Genomic DNA, 18,400 nt, shown 5'->3' with positions numbered 1-18,400 from the left:
CTACGGATTCGTGGCAAGTGGAGAGGGTCGCCGGATGGCCAACGAGGACAAGCTTCGCGACTATCTCAAGCGGGTCACCACCGACCTGGCGCAGACGCGGGAGCGACTGCGCCGGATCGAGGAGGACCGGTTCGAGCCGATGGCCGTGGTGGGGATGGCCTGCCGGTTCCCCGGCGGGGTGGCCTCGCCGGAGGAGTTCTGGGATCTGCTCACCGCCGGCCGGGACACGGTCGGCGAGTTCCCGCAGAACCGGGGCACGCAGTGGGGCGAGGTCTACGACGCCGACCCCGAGGCGTTCGGCAAGAGCTACTCGCGTGAGGGCGCGTTCCTGCCCGGGGCGGGCGACTTCGACGCGCAGTTCTTCGGGATCAGCCCGCGCGAGGCCCTGGCCATGGACCCGCAGCAACGACTCCTGCTCGAGACCTCCTGGGAGGCGCTGGAGAACGCCGGGATCGACCCGGCCGGCCTGCACGGCAGCCCGACCGGCGTCTTCGCCGGCCTGATCTACCACGACTACGCCGCCGACGGGATCGACGAGGTCGAGGGCTACGTCAGCACCGGCGCCTCGGGCGGGGTCGCCTCCGGCCGCGTCTCCTACGCCCTCGGCCTGGAGGGCCCGGCCCTCACCGTCGACACGGCCTGCTCGTCCTCGCTGGTCGCGATGCACCTGGCCGCCGCCGCGCTGCGCTCGGGGGAGTGCAACCTGGCCCTGGCCGGCGGGGTCACCGTGATGGCCCGGCCGGGCACCTTCGTGGAGTTCTCCCGCCAGCGCGGCCTGGCCGCCGACGGCCGCTGCAAGGCCTACGCCGACGCCGCCGACGGCACCGGCTGGGGCGAGGGCGTCGGCGTCCTCGTGCTCGAGAAGCTCTCCGACGCCAAGAAGAACGGCCACCGCGTACTGGCCGTGCTGCGCGGCAGCGCGATCAACCAGGACGGTGCCACCAACGGCCTGACCGCGCCGAACGGCCCCTCCCAGCAACGGGTGATCCAGGCCGCGCTGGCCGGCGCCGGGCTCTCGGCCGGTGAGGTCGACGTGATCGAGGGCCACGGCACCGGCACCCGGCTGGGCGACCCGATCGAGGCCGAGGCCCTGCTGGCCACCTACGGGCAGGCTCATGACGACGAGAACCCGGTGCTGCTGGGCTCGGTCAAGTCGAACATCGGTCACACCCAGGCCGCCGCCGGGGTGGCCGGGGTGATCAAGATGATCCAGGCGATGCGCCACGGCGTGGTCCCGGCCACCCTGCACGTGGACTCGCCCAGCTCGCACGTGGACTGGGCCGCGGGGGCGATCGAGCTGGTCACCGAGCCGGTCGCCTGGCCGCGCCGCGACCGGCCGCGCCGCGCGGGCATCTCGTCCTTCGGGTTCTCCGGCACCAACGCCCACGTCATCATCGAGGAGGCCCCCGAGGAAACCTCGACGCTGGGTGACGCGCCGGCCGCCGAGAACCCCACCACGGCAAGGGCCGTGCCCTGGCTGCTGTCGGCCCGCAGCGCCGAGGGCCTGGCCGAGCAGGCCCGCAGCCTGGCCGATTTCGTCCGTGAGCGCCCCTCCGGCGAAACCCTGCACGAATCCCCGCTGGGGCAGCGGATCGACCCGGCCGACGTCGGCTGGTCGCTGGCCACCGCCCGCGCCGGGCTCTCGCACCGCGCAGTGGTCGTGGGTTCGTCGGCCGCCGAGTTGGTCTCCGGGCTGTCCGATCTGGCTGATGCCCCAACAATGGACGTGGTGGCCGGCCCGGCGGGCCGGCTCGCGTTCGTCTTCACCGGACAGGGCGCACAGCGCCTCGCGATGGGTCAGCAGCTGCATGCCGCCTATCCGGTCTTCGCTCAGGCCTTCGACGCCGTCGGTGCCGAGCTGGACCAGCATCTCGACCGGACGCTGGCCGACGTGATCCGCGGGGACGACCAGGAACTGCTGAACCAGACCCAGTACGCCCAGGCCGGCCTGTTCGCGGTCGAGGTGGCGCTGTTCCGTCTGCTCGAGTCCTGGGGCGTCCGGCCCGACCTGATGGCCGGGCACTCGATCGGCGAGCTGGCCGCGGCCCACGTGGCCGGGGTCTGGTCGCTCGCCGACGCCTGCACGGTGGTCGCCGCCCGTGGCCGGCTGATGCAGGCCCTGCCCTCCGGCGGGGCGATGCTCGCGGTCCAGGCCGACGAGGCCACCGTGCGCGAGGTGATCGACAGCATCGAGGGCGTCGACCTCGGCGCCGTCAATGGCCCGGCCGCTGTGGTGGTCTCGGGCCAGGCTGAGGCGGTCGCCCGGGTGCGGGAGCACTTCGAGGCCCAGGACGTGCGGGTGCGCAGTCTGCGGGTCTCCCATGCCTTCCACTCGGCCCTGATGGAGCCGATGCTGGCCGAGTTCGCCCGGGTCACCGCTTCGGTGGCCTACGAGCGTCCGCAGATCGCGATCGTCTCGACCGTCACCGGGCTGCCGGTGACCGACGAGCTCACCGATCCGGCCTACTGGGTCCGGCAGGTGCGCGAGCCGGTGCGGCTTGCGGACGCGGTGAAGGTGCTGCGCGAGCGTGACGTGCGTACCTTCGTCGAGCTGGGCCCGGACGCTGTGCTCTCCGCCCTCGGCGCCGACGACGCTGCTCAAGCGGGTGAGGCCTGGCTGCCGGTGCTGCGCCGCGACCGGGACGAGGCCACCTGCCTGATCACCGCTCTGGGCAAGGTGCACACCCGGGGCCTGACGGTGGACTGGCCGGCCTTCTACACCGGCACCGGTGCCCGCCGGGTGGACCTGCCGACGTACTCCTTCACGCACGAGCACTACTGGGTCGTCCCGCGCACCGACAGTGCCGATCTGGCCGGCCTGGGGCAGTCGGTGGCCGGGCATCCGCTGCTCGGAGCCACCGTCAGCCTGGCCGCCAGCGGCGGGCTCATGCTCACCGGCCGGCTGGCTCTGCACACCCAGCCCTGGCTGGCCGACCACCGGGTGGCCGGGCAGGTGGTGGTACCCGGCACGGCCCTGGTCGAGATGGCCGTGCGGGCCGGTGACGAGATCGGCCTGGGACGGCTCTCCGAGCTGGTGATCGAGGCGCCGATGGTGCTTCCGGCCACCTCCGGACTGCGCGTGCAGGTGGTGCTGGGGTCTTCCGGCCAGGTCTCGATCCATTCCCAGGCCGAGCACGACGACGTCACCGGCACCTGGTTCCGGCACGCCGCCGGCCTGTTGGAGCCGGCAGGGCCGGACACCGTCACCCAGTCCGCAACCACGCAACCGGCCGCCTGGCCGCCCGCTGGCGCTGATGCGTCCATTGTTGATTATCAAGCTCTTTCGGACACTGGGCTGAGCTATGGCCCGGTGTTCCAGGGAGTGAAGGCCGTCTGGCGCCGCGGTGACGAGGTGTTCGCCGAGGTCGCCCTGCCCGAGACGGTGGACGTTTCGGGCTTCGGGCTGCACCCGGCATTGCTCGATGCTGCCCTGCACGGCATCTCCGTGGCCGCCGGGGCACAGGTGCGCGTTCCGTTTGCCTGGAACGACGTGGTGGTGCACGCCACCGGCGCCCGTGCGGCCCGGGTGCGCATTGCTCCGGTCGGCGACGCCTACAGCGTGGATCTCACGGACGACTCTGGTCAGCCGATCGCGACTGTGGGTTCCCTTTCACTACAGGCTTTCACGGCTAAGAGCCAGGATGCCGGGCTGCTGCGCGAAGCGCTCTTCGGCCTCGACTGGGTGCGTGCCGAGGCCACTGAGACGCCGGTCGACGACTGGGCGGTGATCGGTGGGACGGGCCTCGAAGGAGTGCGGCGCTTCGACGATCTGGGCGAGCTGGTTGGGGCTTACCCCGAGGACGCGCTGCCGAAGACCGTCGTCGTGTTCTGCCTTCCCAACACGTCGGCCGTGGTGGCTCTGCCTGAGGGCGCGGCGACCGCTGTCACCGATCTGCTCGGAATGCTTCAGAGCTGGCTCCGGGAAACGGCTCTCGCCTCGTCCCGGCTGTTGGTCGTTACCGAGCGCGCGGTGGATGCCGGGGGAGTGCGGCTGAACCTGAGGGCTTCGGCCCTGACCGGTCTGGTGCGCGCAGCCGCAGCGGAGAACCCGGGCCGGATCGCCTTGGCCGACGTCGATGAGCTGGCCGACCTGATGGGCCCGGCGGGCGACGGCGACCGCATGGCTGCTTTCAGTGCCCTGCTCTCGGGCGGGGCCTCCCTCAGTGAGCCCGAGTTCGCCGTTCGCCAGGGCAAGATCCTGGTTCCGCGCCTGGTCCGTCCCGCTCAGGCGCTCACCGTGCCGCAGGGCAGCTGGCGCCTGGACTTCACCGGCCGGGGCACCCTGCAGAACCTCGAGCTGGCCCCGATGGAACCGGCCGCCGAGCTGCAGCCCGGCCAGGTGCGCGTTCAGTTGCGCGCCGGTGGCCTGAACTTCCGCGACGTGCTCAACGTGCTCGGCATGTACCCGGGCGATCCGGGCAAGCTGGGCCTGGAAGGCGCCGGCGTGGTCGTCGAGACCGCCGCCGACGTCACCGCCCTGCAGCCCGGAGACCACGTGATGGGTCTGTTCCCGGGGGTGTTCGGCCCCGAGGCGGTGGCCGACCAGCGCATGCTCGCCCCGGTGCCGCCGGGCTGGACCCTGGCCGAGGGCGCCGCAGCTCCGGTTGTCTTCCTCACCGCCTACTACGCGCTGGTCGAACTGGCCGACCTCAAGCGCGACGAGAAGATCCTGATCCACGCCGCCGCCGGTGGCGTGGGCATCGCCGCCGTCCAGCTGGCCCAGCACCTGGGCGCGCACGTGTTCGGCACCGCCAGCACCCCGAAGTGGCCGGTGCTGCGCGAGCTCGGACTGACCGACGACCACATCGCCTCCTCCCGAACCCTGGACTTCGAGCCGGCCTTCCGCGCCGTCAGCGGTGGCGGGGTGGACGTGGTCCTGGACTCGCTCGCCGGTGACTTCGTGGATGCCTCGCTGCGGCTGGCTGCGGGTGAAGGCCACCGGTTCGTCGAGATGGGCAAGGCCGACATCCGCGAGGCCGCCGACGTGGCCTGTGAGCACGAGGGCCTCTGGTACCAGGCGTTCGACCTGCTGGAGCTCGGACCGGACGAGATCGGCCGGATGCTCTCGGCGCTGACCGGGCTCTTCGCCACCGGTGCCCTGCGGCCCCTGCCGGTCGCCGCCTGGGACGTGCGCCAGGCCCCGGAAGCCTTCCGCTACCTGCAGCAGGCCCGCAACGTGGGCAAGGTCGTGCTCACCTTCCCATCGGCCGACCTGAGCGGCACCATCCTGCTCACGGGTGCCTCCGGCGCCCTCGGCGCGCTCGTCGCCCGGCAACTGGCCCGCCAGCTCGCCGCCTCCGCTGTCCTGCCCACTGGCAACAACACCGCGGCCTCCCCGGCAGCCGCCGCATCGACTACGCCGGGCACCACGCCTGCCGCTACGCCTGCCGCCACGCCTGCCGCCACGCAGGGCAGCAAGCTGGCTGCCACGCCTGCCGCTACGCCCGCCAGCCCGCTGAGTGCCACGCCCGGCGTCGCTTCCCCGCCCGAACTGGTGTTGCTTTCCCGCCGCGGCCCCTCGGCCACCGGAACCGCCGCTCTCGCCGCTGAACTGGCCACCACCGGCGTCACCGTGCGGGTCCTGGCGGTGGACGCCGCCGACCGCGCACCCATGGCCGCCGTGATCGCCGGACTCAGGGGCCCTCTGAAGGGCGTCGTGCACGCAGCCGGTGTGATCGACGACGGACTGATCGGCGCCCTGACCCCCGAACGCCTGCGCCCTGTCCTGCGCGCCAAGATCGACGGCGCCTGGAACCTGCACGAGCTCACCCGTAGCACCGACCTCGACCTGTTCGCGGTCTTCTCCTCCGTCGCAGGCGTTCTCGGCAACCCCGGCCAGGCCAACTACGCCGCCGCCAACACCTTCCTCGACGCCCTCGCCGCCGCCCGCCGGGCCGAAGGCCTGCCCGGCGTCTCGCTGGCCTGGGGCCCTTGGCAGCTCACGACCGACAGCACCGCCGGAGGCATGACGGGGCACCTGACCGCGGCCGACTGGCAGCGCATGGCCGCGCAGGGCATGCAGCCGCTGAGCGAGTCCGACGGTCTCGCGCTGTTCGACGCGGTCAGCCGGACCACCCCCGCCCAGGCTCTCCTCGTACCCGCCCGCATCGACCGAGCCCGTCTGCGTCGCGCCACCGAGGTCCCGGCCCTGCTCTCCGGCCTGGCCCCGGCCCACTCGTCCCGGCGCGCTCTGAGCGCCACCACAACCACCACTGGGGAAGGCCTCGCCCAGCGCCTGGCCCCGCTCAGCCCCGCCGAGAGCGAAGAACTGGTACGCGACCTCGTCCTGAGCCAGGCCGCCACCGTGCTCGGCATGAACGGGCTCTCGGCCGTGGACACCGGCCGCTCGTTCCGAGAACTGGGCTTCGACTCGCTCACCGCGGTCGAACTGCGTAACCGCCTGGGCGCCGCAACCGGCCTGAAGCTCCCGGCCACTCTGGTGTTCGACTACCCGACCCCGACCGCGCTGGCCGCCTTCGTGATCCGCGAACTGGTGGACGACGTCCTTACGTCGGTCACCGTCCCGGCCCCGGAATCGGCCGCAGGGACGGCCGACGACCCAATCGTGATTGTCGGCATGGGCTGCCGATTCCCGGGCGGGGTCGGCTCGGCGGGCCAGTACTGGGACCTGCTCACCTCAGGCACCGACGCGATCACCGGCTTCCCCCGCGACCGCGGCCCGGCCTGGGAGGGCGTCGTCGACCCAGACCCGGCGGCCAGCGGCAAGACCTATTCGGGGGTCGGCGGATTCCTGCACGACGCCGGTGACTTCGACGCGCACTTCTTCGGCATCAGCCCCCGCGAGGCGCTGGCCATGGACCCGCAGCAGCGCCTGCTGCTCGAAACCTCCTGGGAGGCGCTGGAGAACGCCGGGATCAACCCCGAGTCGCTGACCGGCAGCGCGACCGGCGTGTTCACCGGCCTGATCTACCACGACTACAGCACGGGTGATGTACCCGTCGAAGAGGTGGAAGGCTACGTCAGCACCGGCAATTCGGGCGGTGTGGCCTCGGGTCGGGTGTCCTACGTGCTGGGCCTCGAAGGGCCCGCGGTCACCGTGGACACGGCCTGCTCCTCCTCGCTGGTCGCCCTGCACCTGGCCGTTCAGGCGCTGAGGTCGGGGGAGTGCGACCTCGCGCTCGCCGGCGGCGCTACCGTCATGGCCACCCCCGGCACGTTCGTCGAGTTCTCCCGCCAACGTGGGCTGGCCGTGAACGGCCGCTGCAAGGCCTACGCCGACGCCGCCGACGGCACCGGTTGGGGTGAGGGCGTCGGTGTCCTTGTGGTGGAGAAGCTTTCGGACGCTCGCCGCAACGGACATCGGATCCTCGCGGTGGTGCGGGGGTCGGCTATGAACCAGGACGGCGCGTCCAACGGCCTCACCGCCCCGAACGGACCGTCCCAGCAACGCGTCATCCGGGCCGCTCTGGCCGGCGCCGGACTGGAAGCGGGCGACGTGGACGTGGTCGAGGGCCACGGCACCGGCACCCGCCTTGGCGACCCGATCGAGGCCCAGGCTCTGCTCGCGACGTACGGCCAGGCTCACGACGACGAGAATCCGCTGCTGCTGGGCTCGGTGAAGTCGAACATCGGCCACACCCAGGCGGCCGCGGGCGTAGCCGGGATCATCAAGATGGTCGAGGCGATGCGGCACGGCGTGGTCCCGGCTACCCTGCACGTAGACGCGCCCAGCACCCAGGTCGACTGGAGCACCGGCGCCGTCCAGCTCGTCACGGCGGAAACGGCCTGGCCGCAGACCGGCCGTCCCCGCCGGGCCGCCGTGTCGAGCTTCGGCTTCAGCGGCACCAACGCCCACGTGATCCTGGAACAGGCCCCGGACGAGCTCGAGCCGAAGGCGACCCCCGCCTCCGCCCCGCCCACTGCCTCCGCGACCGCCACGGTCACCGCCTCGGCGCGGTCCGCTTCGGCCGCCACCTCCACCGAACCCATCTCCGTCCACCCGACCCCCGCCCCCGCGGCACCGGTGCTTCCCTGGCTGATCTCGGCCCGCAGCCGAGCCGGCCTCGCAGCCCAGGCTGCCCGCCTGGCCGCCGCCGTCCGCGAGGGCATCACCACCGGCACCGCCTCAGCCACTGGCACAGCCTCAGCCGCCGGCACAGCCTCGGCCGCCGACACTGCCTCGGCCACCGGCACTGCCTCGGCCGCCGACATTGCCTGGTCACTGGCCACCACCCGCGCCCAGATGGGCCACCGAGCGGTGGTCGTCGGTGCCTCCGAGGCCGAACTTCTCGACAACCTCCAGGCCCTCGCCGACGATCGGCCGGGCGAGCACGCCGTCGGGCACACCGGGGCCCTGGGCAAGGTGGCCTTCGTCTTCACCGGCCAGGGTGCCCAGCGGATCGGCATGGGGCAGCAGCTCCACGCCACCTACCCGGTCTTCGCCGAGGCCTTCGACGCGGTCTGCGCGGGCCTGGAAGAACACCTTGGTCAGCACCGCTCCGGACTCACGCTCAAGCAGGTCATCGCCGGGGAAGTCAGCGACAGTATCAACCAGACGGTGTGGGCCCAGGCCGGTCTGTTCGCCGTCGAGGTCGCCCTGTTCCGCCTGCTCGAGTCCTGGGGTGTGCGTCCGGCGCTGGTGGCCGGGCACTCAATCGGTGAGCTGGCGGCCGCGCACGTCGCCGGGGTCTGGTCATTGGCCGACGCCTGTGCCGTGGTCGCCGCCCGCGGTCGGCTGATGCAGGCTCTGCCCGAGGGTGGGGCCATGCTGTCGGTCGCGGCTCCGGAGGACGTGGTCCGGGAAGCCCTGAACAGTGGCGTGAGCATCGCCGCGGTCAACGGTCCCAACGCCGTGGTGGTCTCCGGCCCGGAAACCGACGTCGACCAGTTGGCCGAGCTCTTCACCCAGCGCGAGATCCGGGTGCGCAAGCTGCGCGTCTCGCACGCCTTCCACTCGGCCCTGATGGAACCCATGCTGGCCGAGTTCGGCCGGGTCACGGCCTCGGTCTCCTATGCCACGCCAAAGATCCCGCTGGTCTCCACGCTGACCGGCGCCCTGGCCGGCGACGAGCTGACCGACCCGCAGTACTGGGTACGTCAGGTGCGGGAAGCCGTGCGGTTCGCCGACGCGGTGAGCACGCTGCGGGAGAGCGGAGTCAGGACGTTCGTCGAGCTCGGACCGGACGGCGTGCTGTCCGGCCTGGGTGCGCAGAGCGCGGAAGAGGACGAGGCCTGGCTGCCGCTGCAGCGTCGTGACCGGGCCGAGGCCACCACCCTGGTCTCGGCCCTGGGCCGGTTCCACGTGCGGGGCGGCGGGGTGGACTGGCCACGGTTCTTCGCCGGTTCCGGCGCTCGCCGGGTCGACCTGCCCACCTACGCCTTCACCCGCCAGCGCTACTGGCTGAGCTCGGGCACCGGCCGCTCGGACGCCACCGGTCTCGGTCTCGGCTCCTCCGGCCACCCGCTGCTCGGCGCTGCCGTCAACCTCCCTGCCAGCGGTGGGCTGGTTCTTACCGGCCGGCTCTCTACCGTCGCTCAGCCCTGGCTGGCCCAGCACCAGGTGGCCGGCAGGATCGTCGTGCCCGGCGCCGCGCTGGTCGAGATGGCCGTCCGGGCCGGTGACGAGGCGGGCCGCTCGCAGCTGTCCGAGCTGATCATCGAGGCGCCCCTCGTGCTCGCGGAACAGGGCGGCGTGCGGGTGCAGGTGACGGTGGACGGCGACGACCTGGCCATCTACTCCCAGCCCGAACGGGAAGACCCGTCCAACGCCTGGACCCGACACGCTGTGGGCCGGCTCGGGGACATCGAAGACGGCGCATCTATCGGCGAGGCCGCGGTCTGGCCCCCGGTGACGGCCGAGCCTGAGAGCCTGGACGGCTTCTACGCAGGTCTGGCCGAGCAGGGCCTGAGCTATGGCGCCCTGTTCCAGGGGGTGCAGGCGGTCTGGCGTCGCGGGGACGAGCTGTTCGCCGAGATCCAGCTGCCCGAAGACACGCCCGTCAGCGGTTTCGGGATCCACCCCGCGCTCCTCGACGCCGCCCTGCACCCGATCGCGCTGGCCAGCGTCAGCGTCAACGACAGCAGCGGCAACGGCACTGGCAGCCGCCCCCGGTTGCCGTTCGCCTGGACCGACGTCACCGTGCACGCCACCGGCGCTCGCGCTGGTCGTGTGCACCTGACCCCGGCCGCTTCGGGAGACGGCACGGCGCTGACCCTGGCCGACGGCTCAGGCGTTCCGATCGTCACCATCGGCAACTTGGCGCTGCGTCCACTGGAAGCCCAGGTTGCCGAGACCGGCAGTGAAGCCCTCTTCACCGTGGAATGGGTCAACCCGCCGAGCGACTTCGCGACCGAAAAGCAGCACACCTCGTTGGGCAGTCTGGCCATCCTGCGACCCGCCAGCCCGGTGAAGGAGGCCCCCCTGGGCCTACCGGCTGCCACCCCGGTCCACTCCAGCGTCGCCCAACTCCTGGCCACCCTCGGCGACGAATCCGCAACCATGCCCGCCACCCTCGTCCTCAATCTGCCGGCCAACACCGACACGAACGCCGCAGCGCCGCTGCCAGAGCGAGTTCGGGCCACGGCCGCCCAAACCCTGCAGAGCGTCCAGGATTGGCTCTCGGAAACCCCTTTGGCCGGAACTCGCCTGGTCGTCGTCACTCACAACGGCATCGCCGCCGGCCCCGGCCAGCACGACCTCGACCTGGCCGCGGCCTCGGTCTGGGGCCTGATCCGGGTGGCGGCGAGCGAGAACCCCGGCCGGCTGGCCCTGATCGACCTCGACGGCAGCGAGACTCCGGAGCAGTTCCAGACCGCGCTCGCCTCTGCCGAACCCCAGATCGCCGTCCGGGCAGGCCAGTTCCTGGTTCCCCGCCTGGCCCGCGCCACGAAGAACACCGCGCTGAAGACCCCCGCCGTGGACAACTGGCGGCTGGACTTCACTGAGCGCGGCACCCTCGACAACCTGACGCTGGCCGAGACCGAACCGGTCCAGCGGCTGAGCCCCGGCCAGGTCCGGGTGGCGCTCAAGGCTGGCGGAGTGAACTTCCGCGACGTGCTGAACGTGCTCGGCATGTACCCGGGCGAAGCCGGTCAGCTGGGCCTGGAAGGCGCGGGCGTCGTGCTCGAAACCGCGCCCGACGTTGCTGAGTTCCGGCCCGGCGACCTCGTGATGGGCCTGTTCACGGCCGCGTTCGCCCCTGAGGTGGTCACCGACCAGCGACTGCTGGCCAAGGTGCCCCAGGGGTGGAGCATCGCCGAGGCGGCCGCGGCCCCGGTGGTCTTCCTCACCGCCTACCACGCCCTCGTCGAACTGGCTGATCTGCAGGCCGGTGAGTCGATCCTGATCCACGCCGCGGCGGGTGGCGTCGGCATCGCCGCCGTGCAGTTGGCCCAGCACCTCGGCGCCACCGTCTTCGGCACCGCCAGCCCGTCGAAGTGGTCGGTGCTGAAGGATCTCGGCCTTGCGCCCGAGCGCATCGCCTCCTCGCGAACCCTGGACTTCGAGCAGGCGTTCCGGGCCCAGAACGGCGGTGTGGACGTCGTTCTCGATTCGCTGGCCGGTGAGTTCGTGGATGCTTCGCTGCGGCTGGCGGCCGGCTCGCACAACCGGTTCGTGGAGATGGGCAAGGCTGACATCCGCAACGCCGTGGACGTGGCCCGTGACCACGACGGTCTGCAGTACCAGGCGTTCGACCTGCTCGAGCTGGACCCGTCCGAGATCGGCCGGATGTTCGCCGCGCTCACCGACCTGTTCGCAGCCGGCGCCCTGCGGCCCCTGCCGGTGGCGGCCTGGGACGTGCGGCGGGCCGTCGACGCCTTCCGCCACCTCAGCCAGGCCCGCAACATCGGCAAGGTCGTGCTCACCTTCCCCCAGCCGCGGCGAGCCGGAAGTGTCCTCATCACAGGTGCTTCCGGGGCTCTGGGTGGCCTGATCGCACGGCACTTCGCCGACACCGGTCAGGCTGAGCGCATCGTCCTGCTCTCGCGCCGGGGCAACACCACCGATTTGGCCGCCGAACTGGTCGAGCTCGGGGTTGCAGTGGACGTGGTGGCCGCCGATGTGGCCGACCGCGCCGCTCTGGAGCAGGTCATCGCGGGCACGCCCAACCTCCGGGCCGTGATCCACGCGGCCGGCGTTCTGGACGACGCAGTGCTGACCTCGCTCACCCCGCAGGCCCTGGAAGCAGCGCTGCGGCCGAAGGTGGACGGCGCCTGGCACCTGCACGAGCTCACCCGGCACCTGGATCTGGACGCGTTCGTGCTGTTCTCGAGCATCGCCGGCATCTGGGGCAACCCCGGGCAGGGCGGTTACGCGGCCGCCAACACCGTGCTCGACGCCCTGGCCGCCCACCGCCAGGCCGCCGGGCTGCCAGCGACCTCCCTGGCCTGGGGTCCGTGGCAGCTTGCTGAGCAAGCGGGTATGGCCGGGAACCTGGGCCAGGCCGACTGGCAGCGCATGGCCGCCCAGGGCCTCGAACCGCTCAGCGCCGCTGACGGACTCGCCCTGCTCGACACCGCCGCGACCGACGACCGGGCCCTGCTCGTTCCGGCCCGGCTCGACCCCAGCGTCTTCACCAGCAGCAATGTGCCGGCCCTGATGGCGGGCCTGGTCACCCGCAGTCGCAGCACCCGGCGGGCCGCCACCGGCTCGGCCCGCCGCTCAGACCTTTCCCAGCTCACCGAGGCCGAACTGAAGACGCTGGTGCTCTCCCGGGCGGCAGCAGTTCTCGGGCTGGCCGGGCCTGAGGCGGTCGACGCCGACCGCTCGTTCCGGGAACTCGGTTTCGACTCGCTCACCGCAGTGGAACTACGCAACCAGCTCGGCGAGGCGACCGGACTGCGGCTGCCCGCCACGCTCGTCTTCGATTACCCGACGCCCACCGCGCTGACCGCCTACGTCCTCGGCGAGCTGGGTGGAGGCGCCGACAAGACCCAAGAGACCACCGATGGACGAGTGGTGGCGGCGGACGACGACCCGATCGTCATCGTCGGGATGGGCTGCCGGTTCCCCGGCGATGCCGACGGTGAGGTCGCCTCGGCCGACGAGTTCTGGCAGATGCTGGCCGAGGGCAGGGACGCGGTCGGGGGGTTCCCACTCGACCGTGGCCCCGAATGGGCAACGGTTTTCGACGCCGACCCGGCCGCAGTAGGCAAGAGCTACGCGCGGGACGGGGCCTTCCTGCGGAACGCGGGCGACTTCGACGCCCAGTTCTTCGGGATCAGCCCTCGCGAGGCGCTGGCCATGGACCCGCAGCAGCGTCTGCTGATGGAAACGTCCTGGCAGGCCCTGGAAGACGCCGGCATCGACATCGCGGGCCTGCACGGCAGCGACACCGGCGTGTTCACCGGCCTGATCTACCACGACTACAGCAGCGGCGGCGCCGTCCCCGGCGATGTCGAAGGCTTTGTCGGAACGGGCATCTCGGGCGGTGTCGCATCGGGCCGGGTGGCCTACGCACTCGGCCTCGAGGGCCCGGCCGTCACCGTGGACACGGCCTGCTCGTCCTCACTCGTGGCCCTGCACCTGGCCGCCCAGGCCCTGCGCTCGGGGGAGTGCACGCTGGCCCTGGCCGGGGGTGTCACGGTGATGGCCACGCCCAGCATCTTCGTCGACTTCTCCCGCCAGCGCGGCCTCGCGGCCGATGGCCGCTGCAAGGCCTACGCCGACGCGGCCGACGGCACCGGTTGGGGTGAGGGCGTGGGTGTCCTTGTGGTCGAAAAGCTTTCGGACGCTCGACGCAACAATCATCGAATCCTCGCGGTGGTGCGGGGGTCGGCAATGAATCAGGACGGCGCGTCCAACGGTCTCACCGCGCCGAACGGGCCTTCACAGCAGCGGGTCATCCGGGCGGCCCTGGCCAACGCCGGGCTTCAGCCCGGTGACGTAGACGTGGTGGAGGGCCACGGCACCGGCACCCGGCTGGGCGACCCGATCGAGGCCCAGGCCCTGCTCGCGACGTACGGCCAGGCTCACGACGACGAGAATCCATTGCTGCTGGGCTCGGTCAAGTCGAACATCGGCCACACCCAGGCAGCGGCCGGCGTGGCCGGGATCATCAAGATGGTCCAGGCCATGCAGCACGGCGTGGTCCCGGCCACCCTGCACGTGGACGAGCCCAGCCACCAGGTCGACTGGGAGGCCGGCAGCATCCGGCTGACCACCGAACTCACCCCCTGGCCGGACCGGCCGGGCACCGGGCGCCCGCGCCGGGCCGGGATCTCCAGCTTCGGCTTCTCCGGCACCAACGCCCACGTGATCATCGAGCAGCCGCCTGCCCCGGAACCGGAGGAGAGCATGCACAACGCCCTGCCTGCGCACGGGAACACGCACGGGAACGGTGCAATCGCAGCACCCGTCCTGCCCTGGGTGATCTCGGCCCGCGGTGAGGACCGGCTCGCAGCCCAGGCCCAGCGCCTGCGCGAGTTCGTCGCCGCCCGCCCCGGCCTGCGCGAGCAGGACGTGGCCTGGTCCCTGGCCACCAACCGCACTGCGCTGACCCACCGGGCCGTGGTGGTCGGCAGCGGCCGCGACGAACTGCTCGAGGGTCTGGCCGGACGTCTGGTGCTCACCGGCGCCACCGGAGAACTGGGTCGCCTGGCCTACGTTTTCACCGGCCAGGGCGCGCAGCGGGTCGAGATGGGCGAGCAGCTCTACGCCGCCTATCCGGTGTTCGCGCAGGCCTTCGACGCGGTCTGCGCCGGGCTGGAGGAGCACCTCGACCAGCCGGGCCGCTACCTGCGGGCGATCATCGGCGGCGACGGCTCGGGCGACAACGTGCTCGACCGCACGGTGTGGGCGCAGGCCGGTCTGTTCGCGGTCGAGGTCGCGCTGTTCCGTCTGCTGGAGTCCTGGGGCATCCGCCCCGACCTGGTCGCCGGGCACTCGATCGGTGAGCTGGCGGCGGCGCACGTGGCCGGGGTCTGGTCGCTGTCCGACGCCTGCGCCGTGGTCGGCGCGCGCGGCCGGCTCATGCAGGCGCTGCCCGCCGGTGGCGCCATGCTCGCCGTCCAGGCCACCGAGGCCGAGGTGGCCGAAGTGCTCTCAACAATGGACGGGGTGGCCGTCGCAGCGGTGAACGGCCCCACTGCGGTGGTCGTCTCGGGCGACGAGAAGGCGGTCGCCGAGGTCCGGTCGGTCTTCCGGGAACGTGGCGTACGGGTCCGGGACCTCCGGGTCTCGCACGCCTTCCACTCGCCGCTGATGGAACCCATGCTGGCCGAGTACGCGCAGGTCACGGCCTCGGTCTCGTACTCGCGGCCGAGCATCCCGCTGGTCTCGACGGTCACCGGGAAGCCGGCCGACGAGGAACTGACCGACCCGCAGTACTGGGTGCAGCAGGTGCGGGAGCCGGTGCGGTTCGCCGACGCCGTGGCGGGCCTGCGGGATCAGGGAGCCCGGACGTTCGTCGAGATCGGCCCCGACGCCGTGCTCTCGGCCCTGGGCCCGCAGACCGCCGAGGAAACGAGCGCTGGGCGGGCCGAGGCCTGGGTGCCGATGCTGCGCCGTGACCAGGCCGAGCCTTTGACCGTGGTGACGGCGCTGGGGCAGCTGTTCGTGCGCGGCGCATCGGTGGAATGGACGGCCTTCTACGCCGGCTCCGGCGCCCAGCGGGTGGAGCTGCCCTACTACTCCTTCACCCGGGAACGCTTCTGGCTCAGCACCAACCGCGCCCCGGTCGACGCTTCAGAACTGGGCCAGTCGGCCGCCGGGCACCCCCTGCTGGGGGCAGCCGTGGACCTGCCGGGCACCGGGGGAGTAGCCCTCACCGGCCGTCTGTCCCTGGCCGCGCAGCCCTGGCTGGCCGAGTACGCGATCGGCGGCACGATCGTGGTGCCGGAAAGCGCCGTGGTTGAGATGGCGATGCGGGCCGGGGACGAGACCGGCCACCAGCACCTCGCCGAACTCACCATCCAGGCCCCGCTGACCCTCACCGCCAGCAGCACGCTGCAGGTGCAGGTGGTTGTCACCGCGCCGACCGCGCCCAACACGGACACCGCGTCGGTCACAGCAGCGACCGTGCCCACCGCACTGGCCGCAGCCGGCGACCGCCGCGAGGTCAAGCTCTTCGCCCGCCCGGAACAGGGCACCTGGACCGAGCACGCAACCGGGGTCCTCACGCTCCGAAGAGACGACCAGACGCCGGTAACGGCCAACGAGTGGCCCCCCGCCGGCGCCCAGCCCGACCCCTCGGCCACCTTCCGCAACGTGAACGCGGTCTGGCGCCGAGGCGAGGAGACCTGGGCCGAGGTCACCCTGGCCGGCTCCACCGACGTCACCGGTTTCACCCTGCACCCCGACCTCCTGGACTCCCTCAAGCCCCTGCTGTCGGGTGACTCGGGTACTCCCGTGCTCACCGCCGCGTGGAACGGCGTGACCGTGACGGCCACCGGGGCGACGACCGCCCGGGCCCACCTGGCGCCGGCGGAATCCGGGGGCACCGCGATCACCCTCACCGACACCCAAGGTGAGCTCGTGGCGTCCATCGGTGTGGTAGTTCCGCGGGCTCTGGAAGCCGGTGAAATCGTTGCCGAAAGCCAGGAATCGCCGTTCCAACTCACCTGGACCCCGATCGGGACCGGCGCCTCCGAGATCGAGGCGCGCGACCCGTCCATAATTCAGGTTCGCCCGATCGCAGCCGGCACCGTGCCCGAAAGCACCCGCGCGACCGTGCAGGCCGTGCTCGCCGAACTGCAGCAGTGGCTGGCTGCAGCCGAACCGGGCCGACTCGTGGTCGTGACCCGGGGTGCAACGGCCGACAGCTCACCGGATCTGGCGGCGGCCGCGGTCTGGGGCCTGATCCGGGTGGCTCAGTCGGAGCATCCGGACCGGATCGTCCTGCTCGACCTCGACAGCGAAACGCTCGACCCCGCTCAGATCCCGGCAGCACTGGCCACCGGCGAACCACAACTTGCCCTGCGCACCGGGCAGTTCCACGCACCGCGCCTGGCCCGAACCCAGCCCACCAACCCCGCCGAACGCACCGTCGCCCCGGGCACCCTCCTCCTCACCGGCGCCTCCGGCGCCCTGGGCAAACTCGTCGCCCTCCATGTCGCGACCACCGGCCAGGCCGAACGCGTCGAGCTGATCACCCGCCAGGGCCCCCAGGCCTCCGGCCTGGCGGCCCTCGCGGCCCAGGTGGCCCAGGCCGGCGCCACCGCCAGCATCACCGCCGCCGACGTCACCGACCGGCCGGGCCTGACCGCCGTCCTCAAGCGCATCCCCGCCCAGACTCCGCTTCGCTCCGTCATCCATGCCGCCGGCGTGCTCGACGACGGCATCATCGACTCCCTCACCCCCGACCGCGTCGACACCGTGCTGCGTCCCAAGGTCGACGGGGCCTGGAACCTGCACGAGCTCACCCTCACCGCCGACCTCGACCACTTCGTCCTCTTCTCCTCCATGGCCGGGCTCTGGGGCAACGCGGGCCAGGGCAACTACGCCGCCGCCAACACCTTCCTCGACGCCCTCGCCACCCACCGCCGCGCCCTCGGCCGACCCGCCGTGTCGCTGGCCTGGGGACCGTGGCAGCTCGAAGACAGCACGGGCATGGCCGAGCACCTGGAAGACGCCACCCGCCAGCGCCTTGCCCGCTCCGGCCTGCACCCGCTGACCAGCCAGGACGGCCTGTCCCGGCTCGACGCGGTGCTCAGCCACCAGCCCTCGTCGGCCGTGCTGGTCCAGGTGCCCCTCGACGAGGCCGCCCTCCGCCGCCACAACGGCGTCGGGCTGCCGCCCCTCCTGGCCAGCCTGATCGGCTCCCCCTCGGCGGGCAGCACTCGCCGGGTGGTGGGTGCGACCGCCGCAACGCAGGAATCCCTGGCCGACCGGCTCACAGCCCTACCCCCGAACGCCCGCGAGCGCGCAGTGCTCGACCTGGTGCGTACCCAGGCCGCCCAGGTGCTGGGTCTCAACCGCCCCGACGCCCTGGACACCGGCCGCTCCTTCCTGGAGCTCGGCTTTACCTCCCTGACCGCGCTGCAGCTACGTAACCAGCTCACCGCCGAGACCGGCCTGACCATGCCCGCCAGCGTCATCTTCGACTACCCCACGCCTTCGGCCCTGGCGGGATACCTACGCGCCGGGGTCGTGCCCGCCGAGGGAGACGCGGACGGCGCTGTCTTCGAGGGCATCGACCAACTGGAGACGCTTCTGGCCGGCGTGGGGCAGGACAGCCGCAAGCGCTCGGAGATCATCACCCGCCTGGAAGGCCTGATGCAGAACCTGCGCAGCCGCAGCAACGGGCAGGAGTCGGCCCTGGAAGAATTGACGATCGCCACCGACGACGAGATGTTCGACCTGATCGACCGGGAGCTGGGCATCTAGAGGTGAACGCCTAGGAGGCCCCAGGCGAGATACCGACGGGGGCTCCTAGGCAGGTAAAACAGCGATAGGAAGGTACCTCTGATCGGCTGGTTGTCACGCACGGCGTTCGCGTGT

Annotated in this window: 1 protein-coding gene; it reads left to right on the top strand. The window is 72.0% G+C overall.

Annotation, left to right across the window (positions count from 1 at the left end):
- Nucleotides 1-34: 34 nt before the first annotated feature.
- On the top strand, nucleotides 35-18,286 hold the full coding sequence (locus tag LWF15_RS36550; RefSeq protein WP_269810422.1) for a type I polyketide synthase: 18,252 nt from the start codon (nucleotides 35-37) through the stop codon (nucleotides 18,284-18,286).
- The last annotated feature ends 114 nt before the right edge of the window (nucleotides 18,287-18,400 follow it).

This window comes from Kineosporia rhizophila (genome assembly GCF_021277265.1).
In the GTDB taxonomy this organism is placed as follows: Bacteria; Actinomycetota; Actinomycetes; order Actinomycetales; family Kineosporiaceae; genus Kineosporia; species Kineosporia rhizophila.
The sequence above is the reverse complement of the archived record's forward strand: the minus strand, read 5'-3'. Positions and strand labels throughout refer to the sequence as shown.

What these genes read in the sequence shown, in the direction of transcription:
- LWF15_RS36550 (WP_269810422.1), top strand. Translation starts at nt 35, where the DNA reads ATGGCCAACGAGGACAAGCTTCGCGACTATCTCAAGCGGGTCACCACC.